General features: G+C 68.8%; 21 protein-coding genes. 13 read left to right on the top strand and 8 right to left on the bottom strand.

Features of this window, described 5'->3' with window-relative positions; genetic code table 11:
• The 6 genes from LHU95_RS08755 to LHU95_RS08730 all read left to right on the top strand — a co-directional run bounded on the left by LHU95_RS08755 (position 1) and on the right by LHU95_RS08730 (position 7813).
• Positions 1–2073 (top strand): hydantoinase/oxoprolinase family protein, encoded by a 2073-nt coding sequence (locus LHU95_RS08755; RefSeq protein ID WP_248710982.1) that lies wholly within the window; start codon positions 1–3, stop codon positions 2071–2073.
• Positions 2070–3656 carry a hydantoinase B/oxoprolinase family protein gene (locus LHU95_RS08750; RefSeq protein ID WP_248710981.1) on the top strand — a complete coding sequence of 529 codons (1587 nt, stop codon included), beginning with the start codon at positions 2070–2072 and terminating at the stop codon, positions 3654–3656. Before LHU95_RS08755 ends, LHU95_RS08750 begins: the two co-directional genes overlap by 4 nt.
• Positions 3653–4618 (top strand): tripartite tricarboxylate transporter substrate binding protein, encoded by a 966-nt coding sequence (locus LHU95_RS08745; protein WP_248710980.1) that lies wholly within the window; start codon positions 3653–3655, stop codon positions 4616–4618. Before LHU95_RS08750 ends, LHU95_RS08745 begins: the two co-directional genes overlap by 4 nt.
• A 4-nt stretch (positions 4619–4622) precedes the next feature.
• Positions 4623–5888: a Zn-dependent hydrolase gene (locus LHU95_RS08740; protein ID WP_248710979.1), complete on the top strand. Its 1266-nt coding sequence runs from the start codon at positions 4623–4625 to the stop codon at positions 5886–5888.
• 178 nt (positions 5889–6066) lie between these two features.
• Positions 6067–6981 carry a fatty acid desaturase gene (locus LHU95_RS08735; RefSeq protein ID WP_248710978.1) on the top strand — a complete coding sequence of 305 codons (915 nt, stop codon included), beginning with the start codon at positions 6067–6069 and terminating at the stop codon, positions 6979–6981.
• A 307-nt stretch (positions 6982–7288) separates the two neighbouring features.
• A complete protein-coding gene (locus LHU95_RS08730) occupies positions 7289–7813 on the top strand; it encodes a cupin domain-containing protein (RefSeq protein ID WP_248710977.1) in 525 nt (174 codons plus the stop codon).
• 177 nt (positions 7814–7990) lie between these two features.
• Here LHU95_RS08730 and LHU95_RS08725 read toward each other — a convergent pair whose 3' ends face one another.
• The 8 genes from LHU95_RS08725 to LHU95_RS08695 form a co-directional block, all read right to left on the bottom strand.
• A complete protein-coding gene (locus tag LHU95_RS08725; protein WP_248710976.1) occupies positions 7991–8776 on the bottom strand; it encodes an ABC transporter permease in 786 nt (261 codons plus the stop codon).
• Positions 8773–9540, bottom strand: coding sequence for an ABC transporter permease (locus LHU95_RS08720; protein WP_248710975.1), 768 nt, complete (start codon positions 9538–9540; stop codon positions 8773–8775). Before LHU95_RS08720 ends, LHU95_RS08725 begins: the two co-directional genes overlap by 4 nt.
• Positions 9537–10328 carry an ABC transporter ATP-binding protein gene (locus tag LHU95_RS08715; protein ID WP_248710974.1) on the bottom strand — a complete coding sequence of 264 codons (792 nt, stop codon included), beginning with the start codon at positions 10326–10328 and terminating at the stop codon, positions 9537–9539. Before LHU95_RS08715 ends, LHU95_RS08720 begins: the two co-directional genes overlap by 4 nt.
• Positions 10328–11416: an ABC transporter substrate-binding protein gene (locus LHU95_RS08710; protein WP_248710973.1), complete on the bottom strand. Its 1089-nt coding sequence runs from the start codon at positions 11414–11416 to the stop codon at positions 10328–10330. Before LHU95_RS08710 ends, LHU95_RS08715 begins: the two co-directional genes overlap by 1 nt.
• A 395-nt stretch (positions 11417–11811) precedes the next feature.
• A complete protein-coding gene (locus tag LHU95_RS23420) occupies positions 11812–12027 on the bottom strand; it encodes a hypothetical protein (RefSeq protein WP_349292685.1) in 216 nt (71 codons plus the stop codon).
• A gap of 72 nt (positions 12028–12099) precedes the next feature.
• The gene (locus LHU95_RS08705) at positions 12100–12729 is read right to left on the bottom strand and encodes a polysaccharide deacetylase family protein (protein ID WP_349292684.1); all 630 of its coding nucleotides are present in this window, start codon (positions 12727–12729) and stop codon (positions 12100–12102) included.
• Positions 12729–13862, bottom strand: a complete 1134-nt coding sequence (locus tag LHU95_RS08700; RefSeq protein WP_248710972.1) for an FAD-dependent monooxygenase — start codon at positions 13860–13862, stop codon at positions 12729–12731. The genes LHU95_RS08705 and LHU95_RS08700 overlap by 1 nt, the downstream gene beginning before the upstream one ends.
• A gap of 158 nt (positions 13863–14020) precedes the next feature.
• Complete coding sequence (locus tag LHU95_RS08695; protein WP_248710971.1) at positions 14021–14401, bottom strand: hypothetical protein; 381 nt, start codon at positions 14399–14401, stop codon at positions 14021–14023.
• A 121-nt stretch (positions 14402–14522) separates the two neighbouring features.
• On the opposite strand from LHU95_RS08695, the gene LHU95_RS08690 reads away from it, so the two are divergent.
• From LHU95_RS08690 to LHU95_RS08660, 7 genes are read left to right on the top strand one after another with little or no spacing between them, the layout of a single operon-like run.
• On the top strand, positions 14523–15086 hold the full coding sequence (locus LHU95_RS08690) for a MarR family winged helix-turn-helix transcriptional regulator (RefSeq protein ID WP_248710970.1): 564 nt from the start codon (positions 14523–14525) through the stop codon (positions 15084–15086).
• Between the two features lie 30 nt (positions 15087–15116).
• Positions 15117–16598, top strand: coding sequence for a 4-hydroxyphenylacetate 3-hydroxylase N-terminal domain-containing protein (locus LHU95_RS08685; protein WP_248710969.1), 1482 nt, complete (start codon positions 15117–15119; stop codon positions 16596–16598).
• Positions 16595–17470, top strand: coding sequence for a branched-chain amino acid ABC transporter permease (locus LHU95_RS08680; RefSeq protein WP_248710968.1), 876 nt, complete (start codon positions 16595–16597; stop codon positions 17468–17470). Before LHU95_RS08685 ends, LHU95_RS08680 begins: the two co-directional genes overlap by 4 nt.
• The gene (locus LHU95_RS08675; RefSeq protein ID WP_248710967.1) at positions 17467–18303 is read left to right on the top strand and encodes a branched-chain amino acid ABC transporter permease; all 837 of its coding nucleotides are present in this window, start codon (positions 17467–17469) and stop codon (positions 18301–18303) included. Before LHU95_RS08680 ends, LHU95_RS08675 begins: the two co-directional genes overlap by 4 nt.
• Positions 18300–19076 carry an ABC transporter ATP-binding protein gene (locus LHU95_RS08670; protein WP_248710966.1) on the top strand — a complete coding sequence of 259 codons (777 nt, stop codon included), beginning with the start codon at positions 18300–18302 and terminating at the stop codon, positions 19074–19076. The genes LHU95_RS08675 and LHU95_RS08670 overlap by 4 nt, the downstream gene beginning before the upstream one ends.
• Positions 19048–19818, top strand: a complete 771-nt coding sequence (locus LHU95_RS08665) for an ABC transporter ATP-binding protein (RefSeq protein WP_248710965.1) — start codon at positions 19048–19050, stop codon at positions 19816–19818. The genes LHU95_RS08670 and LHU95_RS08665 overlap by 29 nt, the downstream gene beginning before the upstream one ends.
• On the top strand, positions 19815–21002 hold the full coding sequence (locus LHU95_RS08660) for an ABC transporter substrate-binding protein (RefSeq protein ID WP_248710964.1): 1188 nt from the start codon (positions 19815–19817) through the stop codon (positions 21000–21002). The genes LHU95_RS08665 and LHU95_RS08660 overlap by 4 nt, the downstream gene beginning before the upstream one ends.
• Position 21003 lies beyond the last annotated feature (1 nt).

The following is a 21003-nucleotide window of genomic DNA, read 5'->3' as shown; positions in this document are numbered from 1 at the left end:
GTGTCGGCCACAGCAGCCCATCCGCCCGGCGAAGCACCCCCAGCCCCGGCACGCATGAGCGGGCTGGAGATCGGCATCGATATCGGCGGTACCTTCACCGATGCCGTCTGCCGCGCGGCCGATGGCAGCTTCCGCCTGCTCAAGGTGGCCAGCACGCCGGATGATCCGGCGCGCGCGGTCGCCACCGCACTGGACCGGTTGCTGCCCGATGGCGCGCAGGGCGTCATCCGGTTCCTGCATGGCACCACCGTCGCCACCAACGCGATCCTGGAGGGGACGGCCGCCCGCGTCGGCCTGATCACCACACAGGGCTTCGCCGATGTGCTGGAACTCGGCCGCATGACGCGCGCCGCCAATTACGACCTGGTCTTCGGGCCACAGACGCCCATCCATGTCGCCCCCAGGGAGCGCCGGCTGGAAGCCGCCGGGCGCATCGGCCCCGATGGCGTGGAACTGACGCCGTTGAACGAGGCGAATGTCATCGCGGCTGCGCGGAGCCTGGCGGCGGATGGCGTGCAGGCGATCGCCATCTGCTTCCTCTTTGCCTTTCTCAACCCCGCGCATGAGCGGCGCGCGCGCGAGATCATCCAGGCCACCTGCCCCGGCATCGCCGTTTCACTCTCCTGCGAGGTGGATCCGGCGATCCGCGAATATGAACGCACCTGCGCCACCGTCTTCGACGCGGCGCTGAAGCCCGTGCTGGATGCCTATCTCGGCCGTATCGAGGCCCTGCTGGCCGCCCGCCACATCGCCGCCCCCTTGCAGGTCATGCATTCGCGCGGCGGGCTGCTGGGTGCGGCGGCGGCGCGCGCCCGGCCGATCCGCCTCACGCTCTCCGGCCCCTCGGCCGCGGCGATCGGCGCGGCTTCCGTGCTGCGCGCGGCGGGGGAGCCGGCCGGCATCTCGGTGGATATCGGCGGCACCAGCGCGGATATCGCCGTCATCGCGCATGGCGCGCCCGTGCTGCGGCATGATGGCAGCGTCGGCGGCTATCCCGTGCGCGTGCCGACGGCCGATGTGCTCGCCATCGCGGCGGGCGGTGGCAGCATCGCCTGGCTGGATGCGGCGGGGGGCCTGCATGTCGGCCCACGCTCCGCCGGGGCGGCCCCCGGGCCGGCCTGCTACCGGCGCGGCGGCACGGAACCCACCGTGCTGGATGCCTCGGTGGTGCTGGGCCTGGTCGACCCGGCGAGCTTCGCGGGTGGCACCATGCCGCTCGATGCCGCCGCTTCCGCCGAGGCGATCCAGCGCGTGGTCGCCACACCGCTGGGCCTCAGCCTGCATGAGGCCGCGGTGGCCATCCACCGCATCACCAATGCGGCGCTGGCCGAAGCCGTGCGCCGCATGACGGTGGGGCGTGGCAGCGATCCGCGGGCGCTGCCCCTGGTGCCGGCGGGCGGCGGCGGCGGATTGCACGCGGCAGCCATCGCGGAGGAGCTGGGCATGACGCGCATCGTGGTGCCCATCGCCCCCGGCGTGCTGGCCGCGACGGGGCTGCTCGAAGCGCCGCTGGAGCATGATGCAAGGCGCGGCTTCTTCCGCGCGGTCGAAGCCATCGGCGAGGTGGCGCTGCGCGACGCCATCCAGGACCTCGTCGCGGCGGTCGCCGCCGCCATGCAGGGCGATGGCGCTGTCGCGAATGAGACGGAAGTCTCGGCCGCCGTGAGCTTCATGGGCCAGGGCCACACGCTGGACGTGCTGGTGCCGCTGGACGCCGCAGCCCCGGGTGCCGCCATCCGCGCCGGCTTCATCGCGGCGCACGCCCAGGCCTATGGCCACACGCGCAATGCGCCGGTGCGCCTGGTCGAGCTGCGTGTCGTGCAACGCGCGCGGCCGCCCGGCACCGCGCTCATCCTGCGTGGCCGCGATGCCGCCGCGCGGGGCAGCCGCATCGCCTGGCTGGACGGCCAGCGCATCGAAGCCGCCGTCGTGCCGCGCGATGCCCTGGCCGCGGGCGAGGCGCTGCACGGCCCCGCCATCCTGGAACAGGCGGACAGCACGCTGCTGATCCCCGCCGGCTGGCGCCTCACCGCCCAGTCCACGCATCTGCTGATGGAGCGCCTTTCGCCATGAACGCGTTCAGGCTGGATCCCGCCAGCATCGAGATCATCCGTCGCCGCATCGAGGGCATCGCGGAGGAGATGCAGGGCATCATGCTGCGCAGCGCCGTCTCGCCCATCGTGCGTGAGGCGAATGACGCCTCGGCCAGCCTGTTCCTGCCGGATGGCACGGTGCTGGCGCAATCCGTCTCACTGCCCTTGCTGCTGGGCTGCCTGGTGCCGGCGGTGGCGAAGCTGACGCAGGTCTTCCCGACTGCCACGATGCGCCCCGGCGACATCTACTTGATGAACGACCCCTATGATGGCGGCACGCATATCCCCGATGTCTCGCTGCTCGTGCCGGTCTTTGCCGAGGGGGCGGTGATCGCCCTTTCGGCCACCATCCTGCATCACCAGGATATGGGCGGGCTCTCGCCCGGCTCGGTGCCGACCAATGCCACGGAAATCTATCAGGAGGGCTTGCGCCTGCCGCCACTGCAGCTGGCGCGCGAGGGGGTGATGGACGCGCAGATCATGCGCATCATCGCCTGCAACATCCGCACGCCAGATGCCTTCGAATGGGACCTCAACGCACAGATTTCCGCCTGCCGCACCGGCGCCCTGCGCATGACGGAGCTGGCCGCACGGCACGGCGTGGCGCCGCTGACCGCCATGCTGCGCGAATTGATCCGCCTGGCCGAGACCGCGACCCGCGCGGCCATCCGCGCCATCCCCGACGGCACCTGGCACTATGCGGACCTCGTGGACAATGACGGCGTGGATCTGGACCGCCCGGTGCCGATCCAGGTGGCCGTCACCATCGCCGATGACACGCTCACCATTGATTTTACCGGCTCATCGCCGCAGGTGCGCGGGCCGGTGAATGCGGCACCCGCCGGCGTGATGGCGGGAGCCTTCTTCGCGCTGCGCGCCGTGACCGGGCCGGATATCCCGAATAATGGCGGCTGCTTCCGCCCGCTGCGCCTCATCCTGCCCGAGGGCAGCGTGGTGAATCCGCGCCCGCCGGCGGCCGTGAATGCGCGCACCGCCACGGTCAAGGTGCTGACCAACGCCATTCTCGGCGCGCTGGCGCAGGCCCTGCCGGAGCGGATTCCGGCAGCCAATTCCGGCGTCTCCTGCATCGTCTCGATCGGCGGGCGGCGGGCCGATGGCAGCAGCTACGTGATGACCGAGGTGGTGGCCGGCGGCAGCGGTGGCTCGGCTTTCGGGCCGGGCGTCAGCGGGATTTCCACCGATGTCAGCAACACGATGAACCAGCCGGCCGAAGTGCTGGAATGCGATGCGCCGCTGCGCGTGCATCATGTGGGGGTGCGGCGGGGTTCGGGCGGTGCGGGCCAGCACCCGGGCGGCTGCGGCATCACGCGCGAATACGAGGTGCTGCAGGGCCCCCTGACGCTGAGCTTCAGGGGTGAGCGGCATCTCCACGCGCCGCGCGGCAGCTTCGGCGGCGCGCCCGGCCAGATGGCCGAGGCCCATATCCTGCGCGGCGATGGCACGCGCGAAGTGATCCGTTCGAAGCTGAGCACGGTGCTGCACACAGGTGATCGGCTGGTCATGGGGACCGCGGGCGCCGGCGGCTGGGGAGAAGCGACATGATCCGTTTCCTGATGATTCTGACGGGGCTGCTGGCCAGCATCGCGCCCGCCTCGGCGCAGCTGGAGCCAGGGCGGCCGATCCGCCTCATCGTCGGCTATGGGCCGGGGGGCTCGCTGGACCTTGTGGCGCGGGTGATGGCGGATCTGATGCGCGAACGGCTTGGCAATCCGATCATCGTCGAGAACCGGACCGGGGCGGGCGGCGTCATCGGCAGTGATTTCGTGGCCAAGGCGGCCCCTGATGGATACACGCTGGTGATGGGCGGCGGCGGCTCGCACGGCGTCACACCGGCCGTGCGGCGCAACCTGCCGTTCAATCCGGACCGGGATTTCACCGCCATCGCGCGCGTGGCTGATTTTCCCAATGTGATGGTGGTCAACGCGGCCTCATCCGCGCGGGATGTTGAGGGGTTCATCGCCCTCGCGCGGCGCCAGCCGGGGGGGATCAATTTCGGCTCGACCGGTGTGGGCACCTCGATCCATCTGACGGGTGAATTGTTCAAGCTGCGCACCGGGTTGGAGATGGTGCATGTGCCGTATCGCGGCGCGGGCAATTCCTCGACCGACCTTCGCTCGGGCCAGATCCAGGTGATCTTTGACAACCTGCCCTCCGTGATGGGGCAGATCCAGGGGGGCGCGCTGCGCGCATTGGCCGTCACCTCCGGCGCGCGGGCACCGACCTTGCCCGATGTGCCGACCATGGCGGAGGCCGGCATCGCCGATTTCGTGGTGGTGAGCTGGGTGGGGCCCTTTGGCCCGGCGGGGATGAACCCGGCCGTGGTGGCGCAGCTCTCCCGCGCCTTCACGGAGGCCGCGCAATCACCGCTCGGGCAGGAGCGGCTGCGGGCACTGGGTGCGGTGCCCAATGCCGAGGATGCGGCCGCCTTCGATGCCTCCTGGCGGCGTGACATGGCGCGTTGGCGCCAGGTGGTGGCCGAGGCGCGGGTCCCGGTGGAGGAATAGGCGCATGGCCACGAATCTCCGCCCCGACATCACCCTCGCCGCGCGCCTGTTCGACAGGCTGCGCGAGACGACCTTCGACGGCATCGGCGTCACCCGCGAAGCCTATGGCCGGGGCGAGGAAATCGCCCATGCCCTGGTGCGCGCCGAGGCCGAGGCGCTCGGCCTCGAGGTCACCGTGGATTTCGCCGGCAACATGTACATGACGCTGCCCGGCGCGGACCGGACGCTGCCACGCATCATCCTCGGCAGCCATCTGGATTCCGTGCCCCAGGGCGGCAATTACGACGGCGCGGCGGGCGTTCTCTGCGGGCTTGCGGTGGTTGCCGGCATGCGGCAGGCCGGCTTCGTGCCGGGCCGCGACATCACCGTGATGGCGATCCGCGCGGAGGAGGGCGGCGCCTGGTTCAATGGCTTCCCCGGCAGCCGCGGCGCCCTGGGCAGTTTCCCGGCCGAGAACCTCGCTATCCTGCGGCCCGATACGGGCCTCTCCCTCGAGCACCACATGCGCGAACTGGGCTTTGATCCGGACGCGCTGCGCACCGGGCGCAAGCATCTGCGGCGCGAGGAGGTGCACGCCTATGTCGAATTGCACATCGAGCAGGGGCCGGTGCTGGAGGCCGAGGAGATCCCGATGGGCATCGTCACCGCGCTGCCCGGCAATCGCCGCATCCGGCGCGGCATCGTGCGTGGCGAGTGGAACCATTCGGGTGCCACGCCACGCGCCTATCGACATGACGCGGCCCTGGCCCTGGCGGAATTCGCGCATCGCCTGGACCTGTTCTGGGGCGAGCAGGAGGCGGCCGGCGTGCCGATGGTCTGCACCTTCTGCACCATGGCCACGCCCGATCAGGCGGGCTTTGGCAAGGTGCCGGGCGAGATCGGCTTCAGCCTGGATGTGCGCGCGCCGGAACTCGCGACACTCGACCGCGCCTATGCCGAAATTGACCGCCTGATCATGGAGATCGAGGCGAGGCGCGGCGTCAGCTTCGAGCTGACGGGCCGCCAGGCGAGCGTGCCGACGCCGATGGACCCTGGCCTGCGGGCCGCCCTGCACCGCTCGGCTGAGGCGATGGGCATTGCGCATAAGGCCATGCCCTCCGGCGGTGGGCATGACGCGGCGGCTTTCGCCCAGGCCGGCATCCCGGCCGCGATGGTGTTCGTGCGCAACCAGAATGGCAGCCACACCCCGCTGGAGGCGATGCGCATCGAGGATTTCGCGGCGGCGACCACCGCGATCACCCATTGGGCCGCGACCGCCGCCACCAACTGACCCGATGCGGCGGGATGAGGCAGGCCCGTACCGGAATGCCTGGCAGTTGGGCTGAAACGCCCGGTGCCGATATCCAGGCGGCAGCTTGGCGCTTGTTGTCGCCCAGCCGCCGGCTCAGCCTGCGGATGTGATCCAGGGCAGTCCCTTCCCGACGGGCCCTCATCCAGGAGCGAGCGGCATGAGTGGATTGACCCATGAGCAGGCGCATATCCGCGCGCCCGCGCCGGCGGCGATGATGCATCTGGCCGGGCGTTCGGATGCCGAGGGGCTGCGCCGGCTGGCCATCCATCTGGGCCTGCTGCTCTGCGCGGGCGCCCTGGTGGCGCTGCTGCCGGGCTGGTGGAAGGCGCCCGCGATCCTCGCGCTCGGCATCATGCAGGCGGCGCTGTTCGCGCCCTTCCACGAGACGATGCACCAGACCGCCTTCGCCACGCGCCGGCTGAACGCGACCGTGGGCTGGCTCGCTGGCGCGCCATCGCTGTTCAACTGGCATTTCTATCAGGTCTATCATCTGGCGCATCACCGCCACACCCAGGACCCGGCGAAGGATCCGGAGTTGCTCCAGCAGGCCGCCCCGCTGGAGATTCGGGGCTATCTGGTGCGCATGCTGGCCATTCCCTACTGGCGCTCGCGCTTTCGCTTCGCGGTGGATGGGCTGCGCGGCGATTACTCGGCCTATCCCTATTTCCAACCCGAGACCGCGCCGCGCGTGATCCGCAGCATGCGCTGGATGGTGGCGTTCGTGCTGGCGGTGGCGGTGCTGGTGGTCTGGGCCTTCGGCTGGCAGGCGCTGTTGCTTTACTGGGTGCTGCCGCAGCTGCTCGGCCAGCCGCTGCTGCGGGCTTACCTGTTCACCGAGCACACGCTGTGCTCACAGGAGCGTGACGGTCTGACCAATACGCGCACCATGCTGACCAATCCGCTGCTGCGGCTGATCATGTGGAACATGCCCTATCACGCCGAGCATCACCTCTATCCCTTCATCCCCTTCCACCGGCTGGAGGCAGCGCATGCGCTGCTGCGGGGAAAGCTGGCGCATGTGCATCCGGGCTATGTGAATTGGCACCGGGGGTTTCTGGCGCGGCTTCGGTGAGCCTGGACCAACGCCCTGTGACGCCCGGAAAAGCCCAGGGTTCGGTGGCTCAACGTCGCGGCTGGGTGCTCATGGCGTGTCGCCGGCAGGCCGCTGCCGGGCGCACCGATCCATGCGTGCCGGCTCCCGCTGCCTGACGCAGCATCCATCCGCGCGCAGGCATGCCTAAAGTTTTCGCATGCCGACGGCCAATCGTTCAGCAACGCGGAACGCAGGCCTTTGGCCGAGCCCTTTGCCCCGTGAATTTCCCATGACGAGCGGCAGATTGGCGTCGTAGACATAGGCTCGCACAAGACGGGAAAAGCAGATGTCCAAAGGTGCAACCCTCGCGGACCGGCTCGCGCGCCGGGTCGCCCGCTTCGAAAATCGGCGGGCTGACTGGACTGTGTTTGGCTTCGAGACGGCAAAGGACCCCAAGTTCGCGCGCATCCAGCGCCGGTATCTGGGCGCCAGCGGCTCGGTGGACCACAACGATCTGCGCGGTGGCGTGCCCGCCACGGCCTTCACCATGTCCCTTCAGACGGTGCCTGTGGGCAATATGATCCCGATGCACTGCCACGAAACGGAGGAGGTCTTTTTCATCCTGGACGGCCAGTGCCTGGTGCGCTGCTTCGATGGCGATGAGGTCACGGACCTGACGCTCGGCAAGTGGGACATGGTCCAGCTGCCCATCGGGCTTCAGCACGAGCTCTACAACACCGGCGACACCGATTGCCACGTGCAGACGCTGCTCTCCACGGCCAAGCCGCGTCGCCCGCAATATAACGACCCGGAACTGCTGGAACTTCAGGCCAAGGCCGGCACGCCGGAGACGGTTCCCGCGGCGGAGTGACGCATCCGCGTGATGCCGCATGGCAGGCTGGGCATGCCCGGTGCCGCCACCGCCGAGCCCGGCCACCGCCTTCGTGGCAGCGAGCACCACGCGGCCGGCGGTGATGGCGGTGCTGCCCCTCGCACGCTTGCCTGAACGAATGATGCTGCAGAATCCATGTCCCGGACGATCTGCCGCCTATCCGAAGGCGCCCACGGTGATGGGTGCCGCGTACCAGCGGGCGAAGCCGGCCTCCAGCACCATGACCGCCCCGTAGAGCACCGCACCGATCGCGCAGAGCATCAGCAACGCGGCCATCACCAGCCCCACTTCGCCCAGGGATGAGGCGAACATCACGATGTAGCCAAGCCCCTGCTGCGCGGTGACGAACTCCCCGATGACGATGCCGAGCAGCGCCATCGTCGCGGCGGTCTTCATGCCCGCCAGGATCTGCGGGATGGCATAGGGCAGGCGCACGCGCCATCCGGTCTGCCAACGCGTGGCGCCCAGGCTGGCGCAGAGGCGCAGCGCACCGCTGTCAGCGCTGCGCAGGCCGCTCAGCGTGCCGACCAGCACGGGGAAGAAGCCGATGAAGATGGCGAAGGCCAGCCGGCAGGGTGCCCCCACGCCAAGCCAAACCACGAATAGCGGCGCCAGCGCCATCTTGGGCACGATCTGCAGGGCCAGGACCCAGGGCATCACGATGGCCCGCAGCGTGGCCGAGGCCGAGAGCAGCGCGCCGCCGACAACGCCGAAGAGGCTGGCCAACAGGAAACCCAGGGCCGTCTCCCAGGCGGTGGAGCGCGCCTGTTCCAGCAGGATGGCCGGATGCTCCATCATGGCGGCCCAGACGGCCGTCGGCGGCGCCAGCAGCGTGGGCGAGACGCGGAACAGGTGGACGGACACCTCCCAGACGCCAACGGCCAGGCCGATCGCGAGGAAGCCCAGGATGAGATCGCCCGCGCGGCCGCGTTCGGGATTCATGCGGCGGTTCCCCAGCGGCGCCGGGCCGCGGCCTCAGCGAGGCAGACCAGGCCGTATAGCGCGGCCCCCAGCGCCGCGAGGACGGCCAGGGCCGCGAACATCAGCGCCGTATCCGCCCGTGCTGCCGCCTGTGTGACCAGCCAGCCAAGCCCGGCGCGGGCCGAAATGAACTCACCCACCACCGCGCCGGTGACGGCCATGGTGGCGGCCACCTTGGCGCCCGCGAAGAAAAAGGGCAGCGCGCCGGGCAGCCGGATGTGACGGAACATCTGCCACTCGCTGGCTCCGAGCGAGCGCGACAGGCGGATCAGCCCAGGATCGGCGGATTTCAGCCCCGTCAATGTGCCGATCGCCACGGGGAAGACGCTGACGAAGGTTGCGAAGGCCAGCAGCGACGGCACCCCGATGCCCAGCCAAACCACAAAGAGCGGCCCGAGCGCCACCTTCGGCAACAGCTGAAAGATCAGCAGGTTCGGATAGAGCATGCGGCTCACCAGGACGGAAAGCGCCATCACGGCGGCGATGGCGGTGCCGGCCAGGATGGCCAGGGCGAAGCCGCCCAGGGCCACGAAGGCCGTCGCACCCGCATGCCGCGGCAGGATGCCGACCGAGCGCCACAGACTGTCCAGCACGGCGCGCGGGGCGGGCAGCAACACCTCGGGCAGGCCGGCCCAATTCACCAGGCCCTGCCAGGCGCCAAGGATCAGCGCAACGCCCAGCAGCGCCCAGCCCGCCTGCCGCGGGAGCTCCCCCGCGCGCATCATCGGCCCGTATCCGGCCCCGCCATCCCATGCGCGATGGTGGCGCGCAGATGGGCGCAGATATCGGTGAATTCCTGACTGTCGGCGAGATCGGGCAAGCGCGGCCGGGCGAAGGGAATGACGAGTTCCTCGGCAATGGTGGCGGGCCGGCGGCTCATCACCATGACACGATCCGCGAGCAGGACCGCCTCACGGATGGAATGCGTCACGAAGATCGCGGATTTGGCGGTGTGCTGCCAGATATCGAGCAGCACCACCGCCATCTCGTCACGGGTGATGGCGTCCAGCGCGCTGAAGGGCTCGTCCATCAGCAGAAGTTGCGGATCCAGCACCAGCGCGCGGCAGATCGCGGCGCGCTGACGCATGCCCCCCGAGAGCTCATGCGGGCGGCGGCGCTCAAAGCCCTTGAGCCCGACCATCTCGATCAGCTGCATGGCGCGGGGCAGAACCTCCTCGCGCCGCAGCTTGCGGATGGTGGCCGGAAACAGCACGTTGTCGAGCACGGAGAGCCAGGGCAGCAGGGTGGCATCCTGGAACATCAGCGCGGTGTCGCGGTGCGGTTTCTCCAGCATGGCACCGCCGACCTCCACCATCCCCTCGGTCGGTGCTTCCAGCCCGGCGGCCATGGCCAGCAAGGTGGATTTGCCGCAGCCCGAAGGGCCCAGGAGAGCGACGAATTCACCCCTGGCGACGGCGAAGCTGACCCGCTCCACGGCGCGCAGCGGCAAGGGGCGCACCGGGTAGGTCTTCGCAACCGCGTCGAAGCGGATCGCGGGGGTGGGGCCGCGCATCAGCCGACCAGCGGGCGGAACTCGCTGGCCAGCTCGGCCGCGCGCTGCCATTCGGCGCGCGTCATCGTGACACCCCCCAGAAGCTCATTGGTGACGACGGCCTCCAGCGCGGGGCGGGTATCACCCGGCGTGGCGAGATAGCGCATGGTGAGGTCCAGCATGCGGGTGAACTCGGCCGGTTCGCTGAAGCCGACGGGCTCATTCCAGACGCGCTCGGGCAGCGCGGCGAGGCGCGCCATGCCCAGGCCCACACGCGCCTGTTGCTGCGCCGTGCGGGAGAGCGCGCTTTCAGGCACCTGGCGCGCGAAGATGCGCAGCGCCTCATCCGGGTTGAGCAGCATGAATTTCTGCGCCTTCATCAGCCCGGTCACGATGCCGCGCGCCACCTGCGGTTCGCTCGTCAGGCGCGCGCGCTGGGTCATGATGGTGTTGCCGTAGAAGCTGAGGCCGGCCGCGCTGAACAGGAAGCTGCGGGTGTTGAAGCCCTGGCTCGTATAGACCGGCACGATGGAGGTGGCGAAGCCGGTGATGGCGTCCACCTGGCCTTCGACCAGCACGCGCTGCCGCACATTGTTATCCACCGTCGAGGCCTCGACGCGGGCCAGGTCAATGCCGCTGGCCGCCGCGAAGGGCTGCAGGAAGGGATAGTCGCCGGAGGTGGCGACCGAGGCGAGGCGCTTGCCGTTGAGATCGGAAGGCTGGCGGATCGGCCCATCGGCGCGCACCACCAGCGCCATCATCACATCGTAGGAAATGCTGGCGACCTGCACGATCGGGAGGCCGCGCGCCGCCATCTGCAACCCGGCGGAGGCAGCGGCCATGCCGTAGTCGAAGCGGCCCGCCGCGATCGCCTGGGCTGCCGCCGTGGAGCCGGTTCCGCGCGATACTTCAACATCCAGCCCTTCCTCGGCCCAGAAGTTATTGGCCCGCGCGACATAGGCGATGAGGTTCGGGCCCTCGGGCACCCAGGGCAGCGTGAAGCTCACCCGGCGCAGCGACTGGCTGTGCACGGGCGCCGAGAGCACGGCCGGTGCCGCCAGCAGGCCCAACGCGCTGCGGCGGGAGAGGGTGTTCGGGTCGTGGGTCATGTCAGCTCCTTGGGGTGACGCGTGGCGTTCAGGACGGGGCCATCGGCACGGGGGACGGAAAAGCGCCGCGTGGCATTGGCGGATGGGGCGAGCCGGTCGGCAGAGCGCCGCGCGGCGGGATCTCCGCGCACGATCGGGCCTGCTTCCAGGCGGGTTGCAACATGCATGCCCGGGCGCGGGATGGTGACAGCTCCCGCCTCAGGCACAGGCGACCTCACTCCGAGCCCCGCCCGCGAGGCAGGCAGCCGCGCGGCCAAGCGGCCTCAAATTCGATCAGGTTGCGAAGCGGAAGACCGATCATCCATCACCCGGAGAAGGCTTTGGTGAAGGCTTTGCAAAGGCCATGCCAGCCGTCACGCCCTGCACTCACTCACCGCGACGTGGCGGCATGTCTTTCAGCGGGAAGCCGGGAAGCGCGCATGCCAATGGCGGGCAATATCCACGCCGCGGCAGAACCAGACACCGTCATGGCGGCGCATATGCTCCAGGAGGCGCACCAGCCCCGGTGAGCGACCAGGGCGCCCGATCAGCCGGTCGTGCAGGCCGATGGAGAGCAGCTTGGGCGAGCCGCGAAGCCCCTCCCGATACAGCGTGTCAAAGGCATCGCGCATGTATTCGAAGAACTGGCCGGCGGTGGAAAAGCCGCTATTCTCGTTGAAGCGGTTGTCGTTCGTCTCGTACGACTACGGGATGACCAGATGGGGACCGCTGGGCATGTCGAGCCAATAGGGAAGCTCATCGGCCAGTGAGTCGCGGTCATAGAGAAAGCCACCTGCTTCCGTGACGAGGCGCCTGGTATTGGGGCCGGGCCGGCCGGTCATCCAGCCCAGCGGCGCCTCACCCGTCAGGGCGCGCAATCCCGAAATGGCGCGTTGGATGTGCTCACGCTCGACGGCCTCGCTCACCGCGCCATAGTCAATCCAGCGATAGCCGTGGCTGACGATCTCATGGCCGCGCGCGAGGCAGGCCGCGACCAGCCCCGGCGATTGCTCCAGCGCGCGGACGACGCCCAGCACGCTGACCGGCACATCGAAATCCCGGAAGATGTCGAGCAGCCGCCAGACGCCGCGCCGGCTGCCATATTCGAAGACGCTCTCCACCAGCGGGCTGCGCCGGCCAGCGAATTCAGGCACACCGATATCGTTCAGCATGCCTTCGGAGACGAGATCACCGTTGTAGAGGCTGGCTTCGCCGCCACCCTCCACATTCAGGTTGAAATTCACCGCGATGCGCGCGCCACCAGGCCAGTGCGGATCGGGCGGAAATTCACCATACCCGACCAGGTCACGCCGCAGCATGGGATCGGGCTGCATCAGGCGTGCACCGCGAGCGGCGTTGCCATCGCGTCATGGCCGAAGAACCAGTCCAGCGATTCATCCGGCCCTCGCATCCAGGTATTGGCGATGGAGATGCGCTGCACCTCCGCCACGCGCGGGATGCGCGCCGCGGCGTAGTGATGGAAAGCCTCCTCCGGCGCGTCGAATTCGTGCAGGCAGCGGCTCAGCACCGCCGCATCCTCGATGGCCGAGGCGCCGCCGGCGGCCATGTAGGGGCGCACGGGGTGGCAGGCATCGCCCAGCAGCACGGCGCGGCCGTGATGCCAGCGGTCATCGCGCGGCCGGTCGCAAATGGGCCAGACGGCGCATTCCGTCGCACCTTCCACCAGGCGGCGCAACTCGGGCGTGGCCGCGTCAAAGCTCGCCAGGAATTCGTCGCGTGGCAGCGGGCGCGAGAGATCCGTGCCGTCCCAATGTGCGCCGGGCACACTCGCCATCACATAGACCTCATCGCGTCGGGACGTCATGAAATAGCTGAGCGCATGGCGGTCCGGGCCCCACCACTTGGTGCAATCATCCATCGCCATCCCGCCGAGCCGCGCGGTTGGAAAGATCGCGCGCTGGGCCATGCGGCCGGTGAAGCGCGGCAGCGCTTCGCCAAAGAGCAGCGCGCGCAGGCGGGAGTGGATGCCGTCACCGCCGATCACCACATCCGCATCAAGCGCATCGCCATTGGCGAAGCGCAGCGTGACGGCATGCGGTGCCGCATCCATGGCCTCCAGCCGGTGATTGAGATGCAGGCTGCCCGGCGCCAGGGCCGAGAGCAGGATCTCATGCAGGTCAGCGCGGTGGATATTGAGAAACGCGGCGCCGAAGCGGGCTTCGGTCTGCCCGTCCATCGCAAGCGCGAAGCTCGTCGTCCCTGTCATCCAGTCGCGACTGAGGAAGGCTGCCGGCCGGATCCCTGTTCGCAGCAGCGCGGCCTCGATATCGAGATGCCGCAGCACCTTCACGGCATTGGCGCTGAGGATGATGCCCGCGCCGATCCGGCCGAATTGCGTCGCCTGCTCATGCACCGTGACGTGATGACCGAGGCGTTGCAGCAGGCCTGCAACCGTCAGCCCACCCAGCCCGGCGCCGACCACTGCGATGCGTCTCGATGCCTGCAAAGCGGAACTCCTGGCTGATCAGTCGCGCCTTCATGATTTTGGCTGCTGCACCCGCTGTCAAGCCAAGTACCTCTGCATGATCCGGGAAAGATGGCACGCCAGCGCGCAGGCTCGGGGGCGGCAAGAGAGCCGTGTGGTCCGCAACGGCCTGCGTCGCGTCAGACCGGATCGTAGCTGTGGCTCTCATACAGGATGCAGCCCCCCTCGCTGCGGAAGGGGCCATGCCAGGCGCCTGGCGGACGCGAGGCATAGGTCATCGGCAAGAATTGCTCGCCGCCCTGGCCTTGCGCGTCATTGCCGACAGTCAGGTCGCCGCTGACCAGAAAGACTTCCTCCCAGTAGTCATGCACGAAGGGTTCCGTGGTGAAGGCGCCGGGCGCAAAGCGCAATAGGCGCGTGCGGCATCCGCGCTTGCCCGCCTCATCCAGCGCCCCGGCGAGGATCTTCTGCTGGATGCCTGCCGGATAGCCGGGCGGGGTTTCCCAACCCGTGCCGAGATCAAGCGTGTGGAATTCCAGATGTGGCTTGTTGATGGGCATCACCGCCTCCTGCGAGCTGGAGAAAGGCTGAAGAAACTTCGGGCTGATGTCCATCCGGCTCCACCTCGGGCCCTCGGAAAAGGGATTGCAATGCTTAACCTACTTAACCTAGCCTTTCCCCATGCCGAAGCAGCGAGCCCGCGTCACACCGACATCCGCCCCGCTGACCACCTCGCGCCCTGCGCTGCTGGAGGATGGCTCGGACGCGGCGTTTCGGCGGCTGGTGAACGGGTTGCTGGCCCTCTCCTCGCGGCACCAGGCGCTGCGTGATGGTCATGCGGCGCGCATCGGCCTGGCGGGACCGGCCTATTCCATTCTGATCTCCGTGTTGCATCTGGGCAGCCAGGGCGCCGTCTCGGTCAGCGATGTGGCCGCGCATATGAAGGTCAGCGCCGCCTTCATCACCGCCGAGACGAACAAGCTCGAAGCCGCCGGCCTGCTGGCCAAGCGCCGCGACCCGCTGGATGGACGCCGGGTCCGCATGGCCGTGACACCCGCCGGCAGCGCGCGGCTTGCCGCGCTGGCACCGACACAGCGGCTGGTCAACGACATCGAATTCGGCCCGCTCAACCGCACCGAATTCCGCACGCTGCTGCGCCTAGTTGAAAGCCTGAACGGCGCGGCCGACCGCGCGCTCGATCTGCAACAGGCGCTCGCCGCCGAGGATCAGCGCGGTGCCGCGTGACCTTCCAGCCCCCGAACGGAGAGCCCAATCATGGCTGACGTGAAAACCGGTGCCCAGCATATCGCGAGCCTGCGCGATGGCCGCAGCGTCTATCTGGACGGCGCCCTCGTCGCCGATGTGACCACGCATCCGGCCTTCCGCGGCGCGGTGCAATCGGCCGGGATGCTTTATGATTACCAGTCCAGGCCCGAGAATATCGAGGCGATGACCTTCGATTGCGGCGGCGGGCGCCGCGCCAGCCGCGCCTGGCAGATGCCGCGCTCGCGCGAGGAACTGGTGGCGCGGCGCGAGGCGCTGTCGGCCTGGTCGGCGCAATCCTGTGGCTTCATCGGCCGCAGCCCGGACCATGTGGCCTCGGCGCTGATCGGCCAGGTCATGGGCATCGAGGTCTTCGAGAAGCACGGCCCAGCACGCGCCAAAGCCCTGCGCGACTACGTGGCGGAGGCGACGCGGCAGGACTGGTTCCTGACCTACGTCATCATCAACCCGCAGGCCGACCGGTCCAAGGCCTGGGGCGATCAGGCGGAGGCCGATCTCTCCGCGCGCATCGTGGATGAGGATGCGGGGGGCATCACGATTCGCGGCGGCAAGATGCTCGGCACCTCCTCCATCATGGCCAATGAGGTGCTGGTGGCGAATTTGCAGCCCTTGAAGCCGGGCGAGGAAAGCCTCGCCTTTTCCTGCGCGCTGCCGATGAACACCAAGGGCATCAAGGTGCTCTCCCGCAAATCCTACGAAGCGCATGCGGTGAGCGAGTGGGACAACCCGCTCTCCTCGCGCTTCGACGAGAATGACGCGGTGCTGTGGTTCCAGGACGTGAAGGTGCCGTGGGAGCGTGTCTTCGTGCATCGCGACACGGACATGTGCCGCGCCCAGTTCCATGACACCTGGGGCCACACCATGCAGAATTACCAGGCGCAAATCCGCCTGACGGAGAAGCTGCGCTTCCTCACCGGCATCGCCCGCCGCGTGGCGGAGACGATCGGCACGGTGAACATGCCCCCGGTGCGCGATGCGCTGGGCAAGCTGGCCGCCCAGGCCGCGGGGGTGGAGGCCATCCTGCACGGCATGGAGGCTTCCGGCACGCAGCAGGGCGAATGGTTCGTGCCCAACAAGCACATGATGTACGCGGCGCAGGTTCTGACGCAGGAGTTGTATCCGCAGATCGTCTCCACCATCCGGGACCTTGCGGGTGGGGGCATGATCATGCTGCCCTCCTCGGCCGCGGATTACGGCAATCCGGAGATGGCGCGCATCATCCGCACCACGCAGCAATCGCCCATCTCGACGCCGGATGAGCGGGTGAAGTTCATGAAGCTCGCCTGGGATGCGGTGGGCAGCGAATTCGCCAGCCGGCACCTGCAATACGAGATGTTCTATGCCGGCGCGCAATTCGTCACGCGCGGGCATTCCTGGCGCACCTATGACTGGGACCGCGCGCTGGGCATGGTGGATGGGCTGCTGGACAGCTACGCGATGCCGGAGGGTGCTGTCGCCGGGCGCGCGGCATGATCGCACAGCAGCTCGTCAACGGGCTGATGCTGGGTGGCATTTATGTTCTGGTCGCGGTGTCCTTCACGCTGTTCTTCGGCTGCCTGAATTTTCTGAACTTCTCCGTGCCCGCGCTGTTCATGCTGGGCGGCTTCCTCACCTGGGCGGGCGTCGCGGCCGGCCTGCCCTGGCCGGCGGCGGTGCTGCTGGCCCTGACGGTAGCGGCGCTGGCTTCTCTTCTGGTCGAGCGGCTGACCTGGAGATTGCAGCGCGGCGGGCCGCCTCTGATCCCGCTGGTTTCCTCCCTCGGCTTCCTGATCCTTTTCGAGAACCTGGTGCTGGTGCGCTGGGGTTCCGACGCGCGCGCCATCCCCTCGCCCTTTGGCGATGCCAATTGGCGCATCGGCGAGCTGGTGATCGGCCTGCCGCAGCTATTTGGGCTCATCCTCTCCATTGGTCTGGTCTTCGGGCTTCAGGCGCTGCTCAAGCGCAGCAAGCTCGGCCGGGGCATTCGCAGCCTGGCCGAAAACGCCGAGACAGCGACCATGCTGGGCGTGGAGGTGGATCGCGTGGCACCGCGCCTCTTTCTGCTGGCTGGGCTGTTCTGCGCGCTGGCGGGTGTGCTCTTCTCGCTCTCTTACCAACTCGTGTCGCCCTACATGGGCGATCAGGTGGCACTCAAGGGGCTTTCCGCGATGGTGCTGGGTGGCATGGGCAATATCTGGGGTGCGGTGATCGGCGGGCTGGTGATCGGCCTGGTCGAGATCTTCGCGGTGGGCGCGCTCTCGGCCGATCACGTAAATGTCGTGGTCTTCGGCATCCTGTTGCTGAGCCTGATCATCAGGCCCACGGGCCTCTTCGGGGACCCTGCCCTGGGCCAGCAGAAACTGTGAGCGGCTATAGCGCCGCCATCCTGACACTTCTCGCGATCAACATCATCGCCGCCTATGCGGCCTGGCTGCCGCTGGCGGCGGGGCAGGTCAATCTCGGTACGGCCGGCTTCATGGCGATCGGCGCCTATTCCTCCGCCGTGCTGAGCAATGAATTCGAGTGGTCGCTGCCCATGGCCATCGCGGCCGGCGCGGTCTGCGCGGGCGGCTTCGCCATGGCGATTGGCGGGCCGGTGCTGCGAACGCGCGGGCTTTATCTTGCGCTCGCCACGCTGGCCTTCAACGAGGTGGTGCGCGGCATCCTGATCAACCTGGATGTGGTGGGGGGTGCAGCCGGCTATCCGGTGATCGGCCATCTGGGCCTTGTGCCCATCGCTGCCTGTGCGGCTGGCATCTTCCTGCTGGCGCTCTGGCTGGGCGCAAGCCGGCTGGGGATGAACCTGCACGCCATCGAGCAGGATGAGACGGTGACGGCGCTGTTCGGCGTACATGTGCCCTTCACGCAACTGGCGGCCTTCACCATCGGCGGCGCCATGGCGGGCTTGGCGGGCGGGCTCTACGGGCATCACTTCTCCTTTATCGAGGGGCAGCATTTCAACGTGCTGCTCTCCGTCACCATCGTGCTCTCGGTGGTGCTGGGCGGCACGCAGACGGTCTGGGGGCCGGCCATCGGCGCCGCCTTCTTCACCCTGCTGCCGGAGATTTTTCGCGGTGCCGCGGCTTGGCGCTACGTGCTCTTTGCAGCCGCCGTCATCCTCGTCATGGCGATCCGCCCGCAGGGGCTGGTGACCCGCGCGGATCTGATGCGGCTGCGCCGCGCGGTGCGGCTGGCATGACCGCGCCGCTGCTCGACATTCGCGGCCTGCGCAAGAGTTTCGGCGGCCTGGATGTCGTGCGCGGGCTGGACCTCCAGGTCGCGGCTGGCGAGCGGGTCGCGCTGATCGGCCCGAATGGTGCGGGCAAGACCACCGTGTTCAACCTCATCAACGGCTATTACGCGCCGGATGCCGGCGAGATCCGGCTGGGTGGCCTGGACCTGGTGCCCGTGGCACCCCGCCGGCGCATCCGGCATGGCCTGGCGCGCTCCTTTCAGAATATCCGCCTGATCGGGCATCTGACCGTACTGGAGAATGTGCTGCTCGGCGCGCATGTGCATGCCGGCGGGCCGCTCGCCATGCTGCTGCCCATGGGGCTGGGCCGTGGCCGCGCCCTGCGCGAGGAAGCACTCGCGCGGCTGGCCGAGGCGGGGCTCTCTGCCCATGCCGGCAGCCTTGCCGCCGGCCTCGCCTACGGTCTGCGCAAGCGGGCGGAGGTGGTGCGTGCGCTGATGGCGCGGCCGCGCCTCCTGCTGCTGGATGAGCCCTGCGCCGGCCTCAACACGCAGGAGCGCGGCGCCCTGCTGGCGGAGCTGCATCGCGTGGCGACAAGCGGCGTGACGCTGCTGGTGGTGGAGCATGACATGCACTTCGTCGGCGGCCTGTGCAGCCGCGCCTGTGTGCTGAATTTCGGCGAGAAGATCGCCGAAGGCACGCCCGCCGAAATCGCTCGCGAAGCCGCCGTGATCGAGGCGTATCTCGGCCATGCCCCCGAACGCTATGCCCATGCTTGAGGCGACCAACCTCTCGGCCGCCTATGGGCCGGTGAAGGCACTCTCCGAGGTGTCGCTGCGCGTGGCGGAGGGCGATGTGATGGCCGTGCTCGGCGCCAATGGCGCGGGCAAGACGACGCTGCTGCGCACGCTTTTGGGCCTGCTGCCGGCGCAAGGCGGCAGCATCCGCTTCCTGGGCGAGGAGATCACCCGCCTGAAGCCGGCGGAGCGCGTGCGGCGCGGCCTTGTCATGGTGCCCGAGGGCCGCCGCGTGCTGACCAGCCTGACGGTGGAGGAAAACCTCCTCATGGGCGCCTATCCGCGCCGTGACACGCCCTCTGGTTCCGAGCTGGACGCGATCTATGACCGCTTCTCCAACCTGGCGCAGCGCCGCCACATGAAGGCCGCCGTGCTCTCGGGCGGCGAGCAGCAGATGCTGGCCATCGGCCGCGCGATGATGGCGCGCCCCAGGCTCATCATGCTGGACGAGCCATCGCTGGGCCTTTCGCCCCGACTGACGGCCGAGGTCTTCGCGCTCATCGCAAGCCTGAACAGCGCCGGCATCGCGATTCTGCTGGTCGAGCAGAATGCGATGCTGGCACTGGAAGCGAGCCGCCATGCGCTGGTGCTCGAACTGGGCCGCACCGCCTTTGAAGGAGCATCGCCCGCCCTGCTGCGCGATGACCGCGTGCGCCGCGCCTATCTCGGCGGCGCGGCCGAGGATTCACCCCACCACCTGACCCAGGAAGGAGCCTCCCCATGATCCGCCGCCGCCCCCTTTTGCTCGCCGGGCTTGCCCTGCCCGCCATCGCCACCGCGCAGTCGGCACCCCTGCCGCTCGGTTTCACCACGGCGAAATCCGGCAATTGGGTTTCGCTGACGCGCCGCAACGAGATCGCGGTGAACCTCGCCGTGGAGGAGGTGAATGCGGCGGGCGGCATTCATGGCCGGCCGATTGCCATCCGCACCTTCGACACCGCATCCCGCCCCGAGCAGGCGGCCATCGCGACGCGCCAATTCGCCGAGGATGATGGCGCGCTGGCCGTGATCGGCCCCTTCAGCAGCAGCGAATGCCGCGTGGCCTTCCCGGTGGGCGACCGCCTGGGCATTTCGCAGATGGCCATCGCCAGCAGCGCGCCGGGCCTGGCCGCCCCCTTCCGCTTCGCGTTCCGCAACACCTCCGACGAAGCCTATCTGTTCGAGCGCCTGCTCTCCGTGGTGCGCGAGAAGGGCATCGAGACGCGCAACGCCGCCATCGCCTACACGACGGATGAGGTGATCGGCCGTTCCATGGGCACGGATGTCTTTCCGCGCCTGTTGCAGGCGGCGAATATCCCCGTCACGGGCTCCGTCTCCTTCCCCGTCGCGGCCTTCGACATGTCGGCGCAGGTGGCGCAGATGCGCGGTGGCGCGCCGGATCTGGTCTGCATGGGTGGCCCGCCGGAACCCGCCATCGTGCTGGTGCGCGAGATGCGCCGCCAGGGCATGCGCGGGCGCATCGTGGGCGGCACCACCATCGTGGATGTGAACCTTCCCTCGCGCATGGGGGCGGATGGCAATGGCACGTTGGTTTCCTCCACGCATTTCTACAATTTCGACAGCCCGCGCGCGATCGCCTTCCGCGACGAGTTCGTGAAGCGCGCCCAGGCCGCGGGCGAGACGGGCGATCTGCGGCCGGGCATGTATGATGCGGCGGCCCACAGCATCGTGCATTTCTATGCGGCCGCGATGCGCGAAGTCCGCGTGACGGGCGAACGCGCGCGCCTGGCGGCCGAGCGCGCCGCCATCCGCGACACGCTGCGCGCCATGCGCAATGTGGAGACCATCGAGGGCACGCTGGCCCGCTTCACCGAGCAGGGCGACGCGCTGAAGACCACCTATGTGCTGGAAGTGCGCGACGGCAATTTCGTGCTGGTCGGCACGCGCTCGCCGCCGGGCAATGCCTGAG

Source organism: Sediminicoccus sp. KRV36 (genome assembly GCF_023243115.1).
Classification (GTDB): Bacteria; Pseudomonadota; Alphaproteobacteria; order Acetobacterales; family Acetobacteraceae; genus Roseococcus.
This window is presented reverse-complemented; position numbering and strand designations above follow the sequence as displayed.

What these genes read in the sequence shown, in the direction of transcription:
- LHU95_RS08750 (WP_248710981.1), top strand. Translation starts at nt 2,070, where the DNA reads ATGAACGCGTTCAGGCTGGATCCCGCCAGCATCGAGATCATCCGTCGC.
- LHU95_RS08705 (WP_349292684.1), bottom strand. Translation starts at nt 12,729, where the DNA reads ATGCAGCCCGATCCCATGCTGCGGCGTGACCTGGTCGGGTATGGTGAA.
- LHU95_RS08680 (WP_248710968.1), top strand. Translation starts at nt 16,595, where the DNA reads ATGATCGCACAGCAGCTCGTCAACGGGCTGATGCTGGGTGGCATTTAT.
- LHU95_RS08665 (WP_248710965.1), top strand. Translation starts at nt 19,048, where the DNA reads ATGCCCCCGAACGCTATGCCCATGCTTGAGGCGACCAACCTCTCGGCC.
- LHU95_RS08735 (WP_248710978.1), top strand. Translation starts at nt 6,067, where the DNA reads ATGAGTGGATTGACCCATGAGCAGGCGCATATCCGCGCGCCCGCGCCG.
- LHU95_RS08690 (WP_248710970.1), top strand. Translation starts at nt 14,523, where the DNA reads ATGCCGAAGCAGCGAGCCCGCGTCACACCGACATCCGCCCCGCTGACC.
- LHU95_RS23420 (WP_349292685.1), bottom strand. Translation starts at nt 12,027, where the DNA reads ATGCGCGATGCCTTTGACACGCTGTATCGGGAGGGGCTTCGCGGCTCG.
- LHU95_RS08695 (WP_248710971.1), bottom strand. Translation starts at nt 14,401, where the DNA reads ATGCCCATCAACAAGCCACATCTGGAATTCCACACGCTTGATCTCGGC.
- LHU95_RS08740 (WP_248710979.1), top strand. Translation starts at nt 4,623, where the DNA reads ATGGCCACGAATCTCCGCCCCGACATCACCCTCGCCGCGCGCCTGTTC.
- LHU95_RS08720 (WP_248710975.1), bottom strand. Translation starts at nt 9,540, where the DNA reads ATGATGCGCGCGGGGGAGCTCCCGCGGCAGGCGGGCTGGGCGCTGCTG.
- LHU95_RS08715 (WP_248710974.1), bottom strand. Translation starts at nt 10,328, where the DNA reads ATGCGCGGCCCCACCCCCGCGATCCGCTTCGACGCGGTTGCGAAGACC.
- LHU95_RS08745 (WP_248710980.1), top strand. Translation starts at nt 3,653, where the DNA reads ATGATCCGTTTCCTGATGATTCTGACGGGGCTGCTGGCCAGCATCGCG.
- LHU95_RS08685 (WP_248710969.1), top strand. Translation starts at nt 15,117, where the DNA reads ATGGCTGACGTGAAAACCGGTGCCCAGCATATCGCGAGCCTGCGCGAT.
- LHU95_RS08730 (WP_248710977.1), top strand. Translation starts at nt 7,289, where the DNA reads ATGTCCAAAGGTGCAACCCTCGCGGACCGGCTCGCGCGCCGGGTCGCC.
- LHU95_RS08710 (WP_248710973.1), bottom strand. Translation starts at nt 11,416, where the DNA reads ATGACCCACGACCCGAACACCCTCTCCCGCCGCAGCGCGTTGGGCCTG.
- LHU95_RS08670 (WP_248710966.1), top strand. Translation starts at nt 18,300, where the DNA reads ATGACCGCGCCGCTGCTCGACATTCGCGGCCTGCGCAAGAGTTTCGGC.
- LHU95_RS08725 (WP_248710976.1), bottom strand. Translation starts at nt 8,776, where the DNA reads ATGAATCCCGAACGCGGCCGCGCGGGCGATCTCATCCTGGGCTTCCTC.
- LHU95_RS08660 (WP_248710964.1), top strand. Translation starts at nt 19,815, where the DNA reads ATGATCCGCCGCCGCCCCCTTTTGCTCGCCGGGCTTGCCCTGCCCGCC.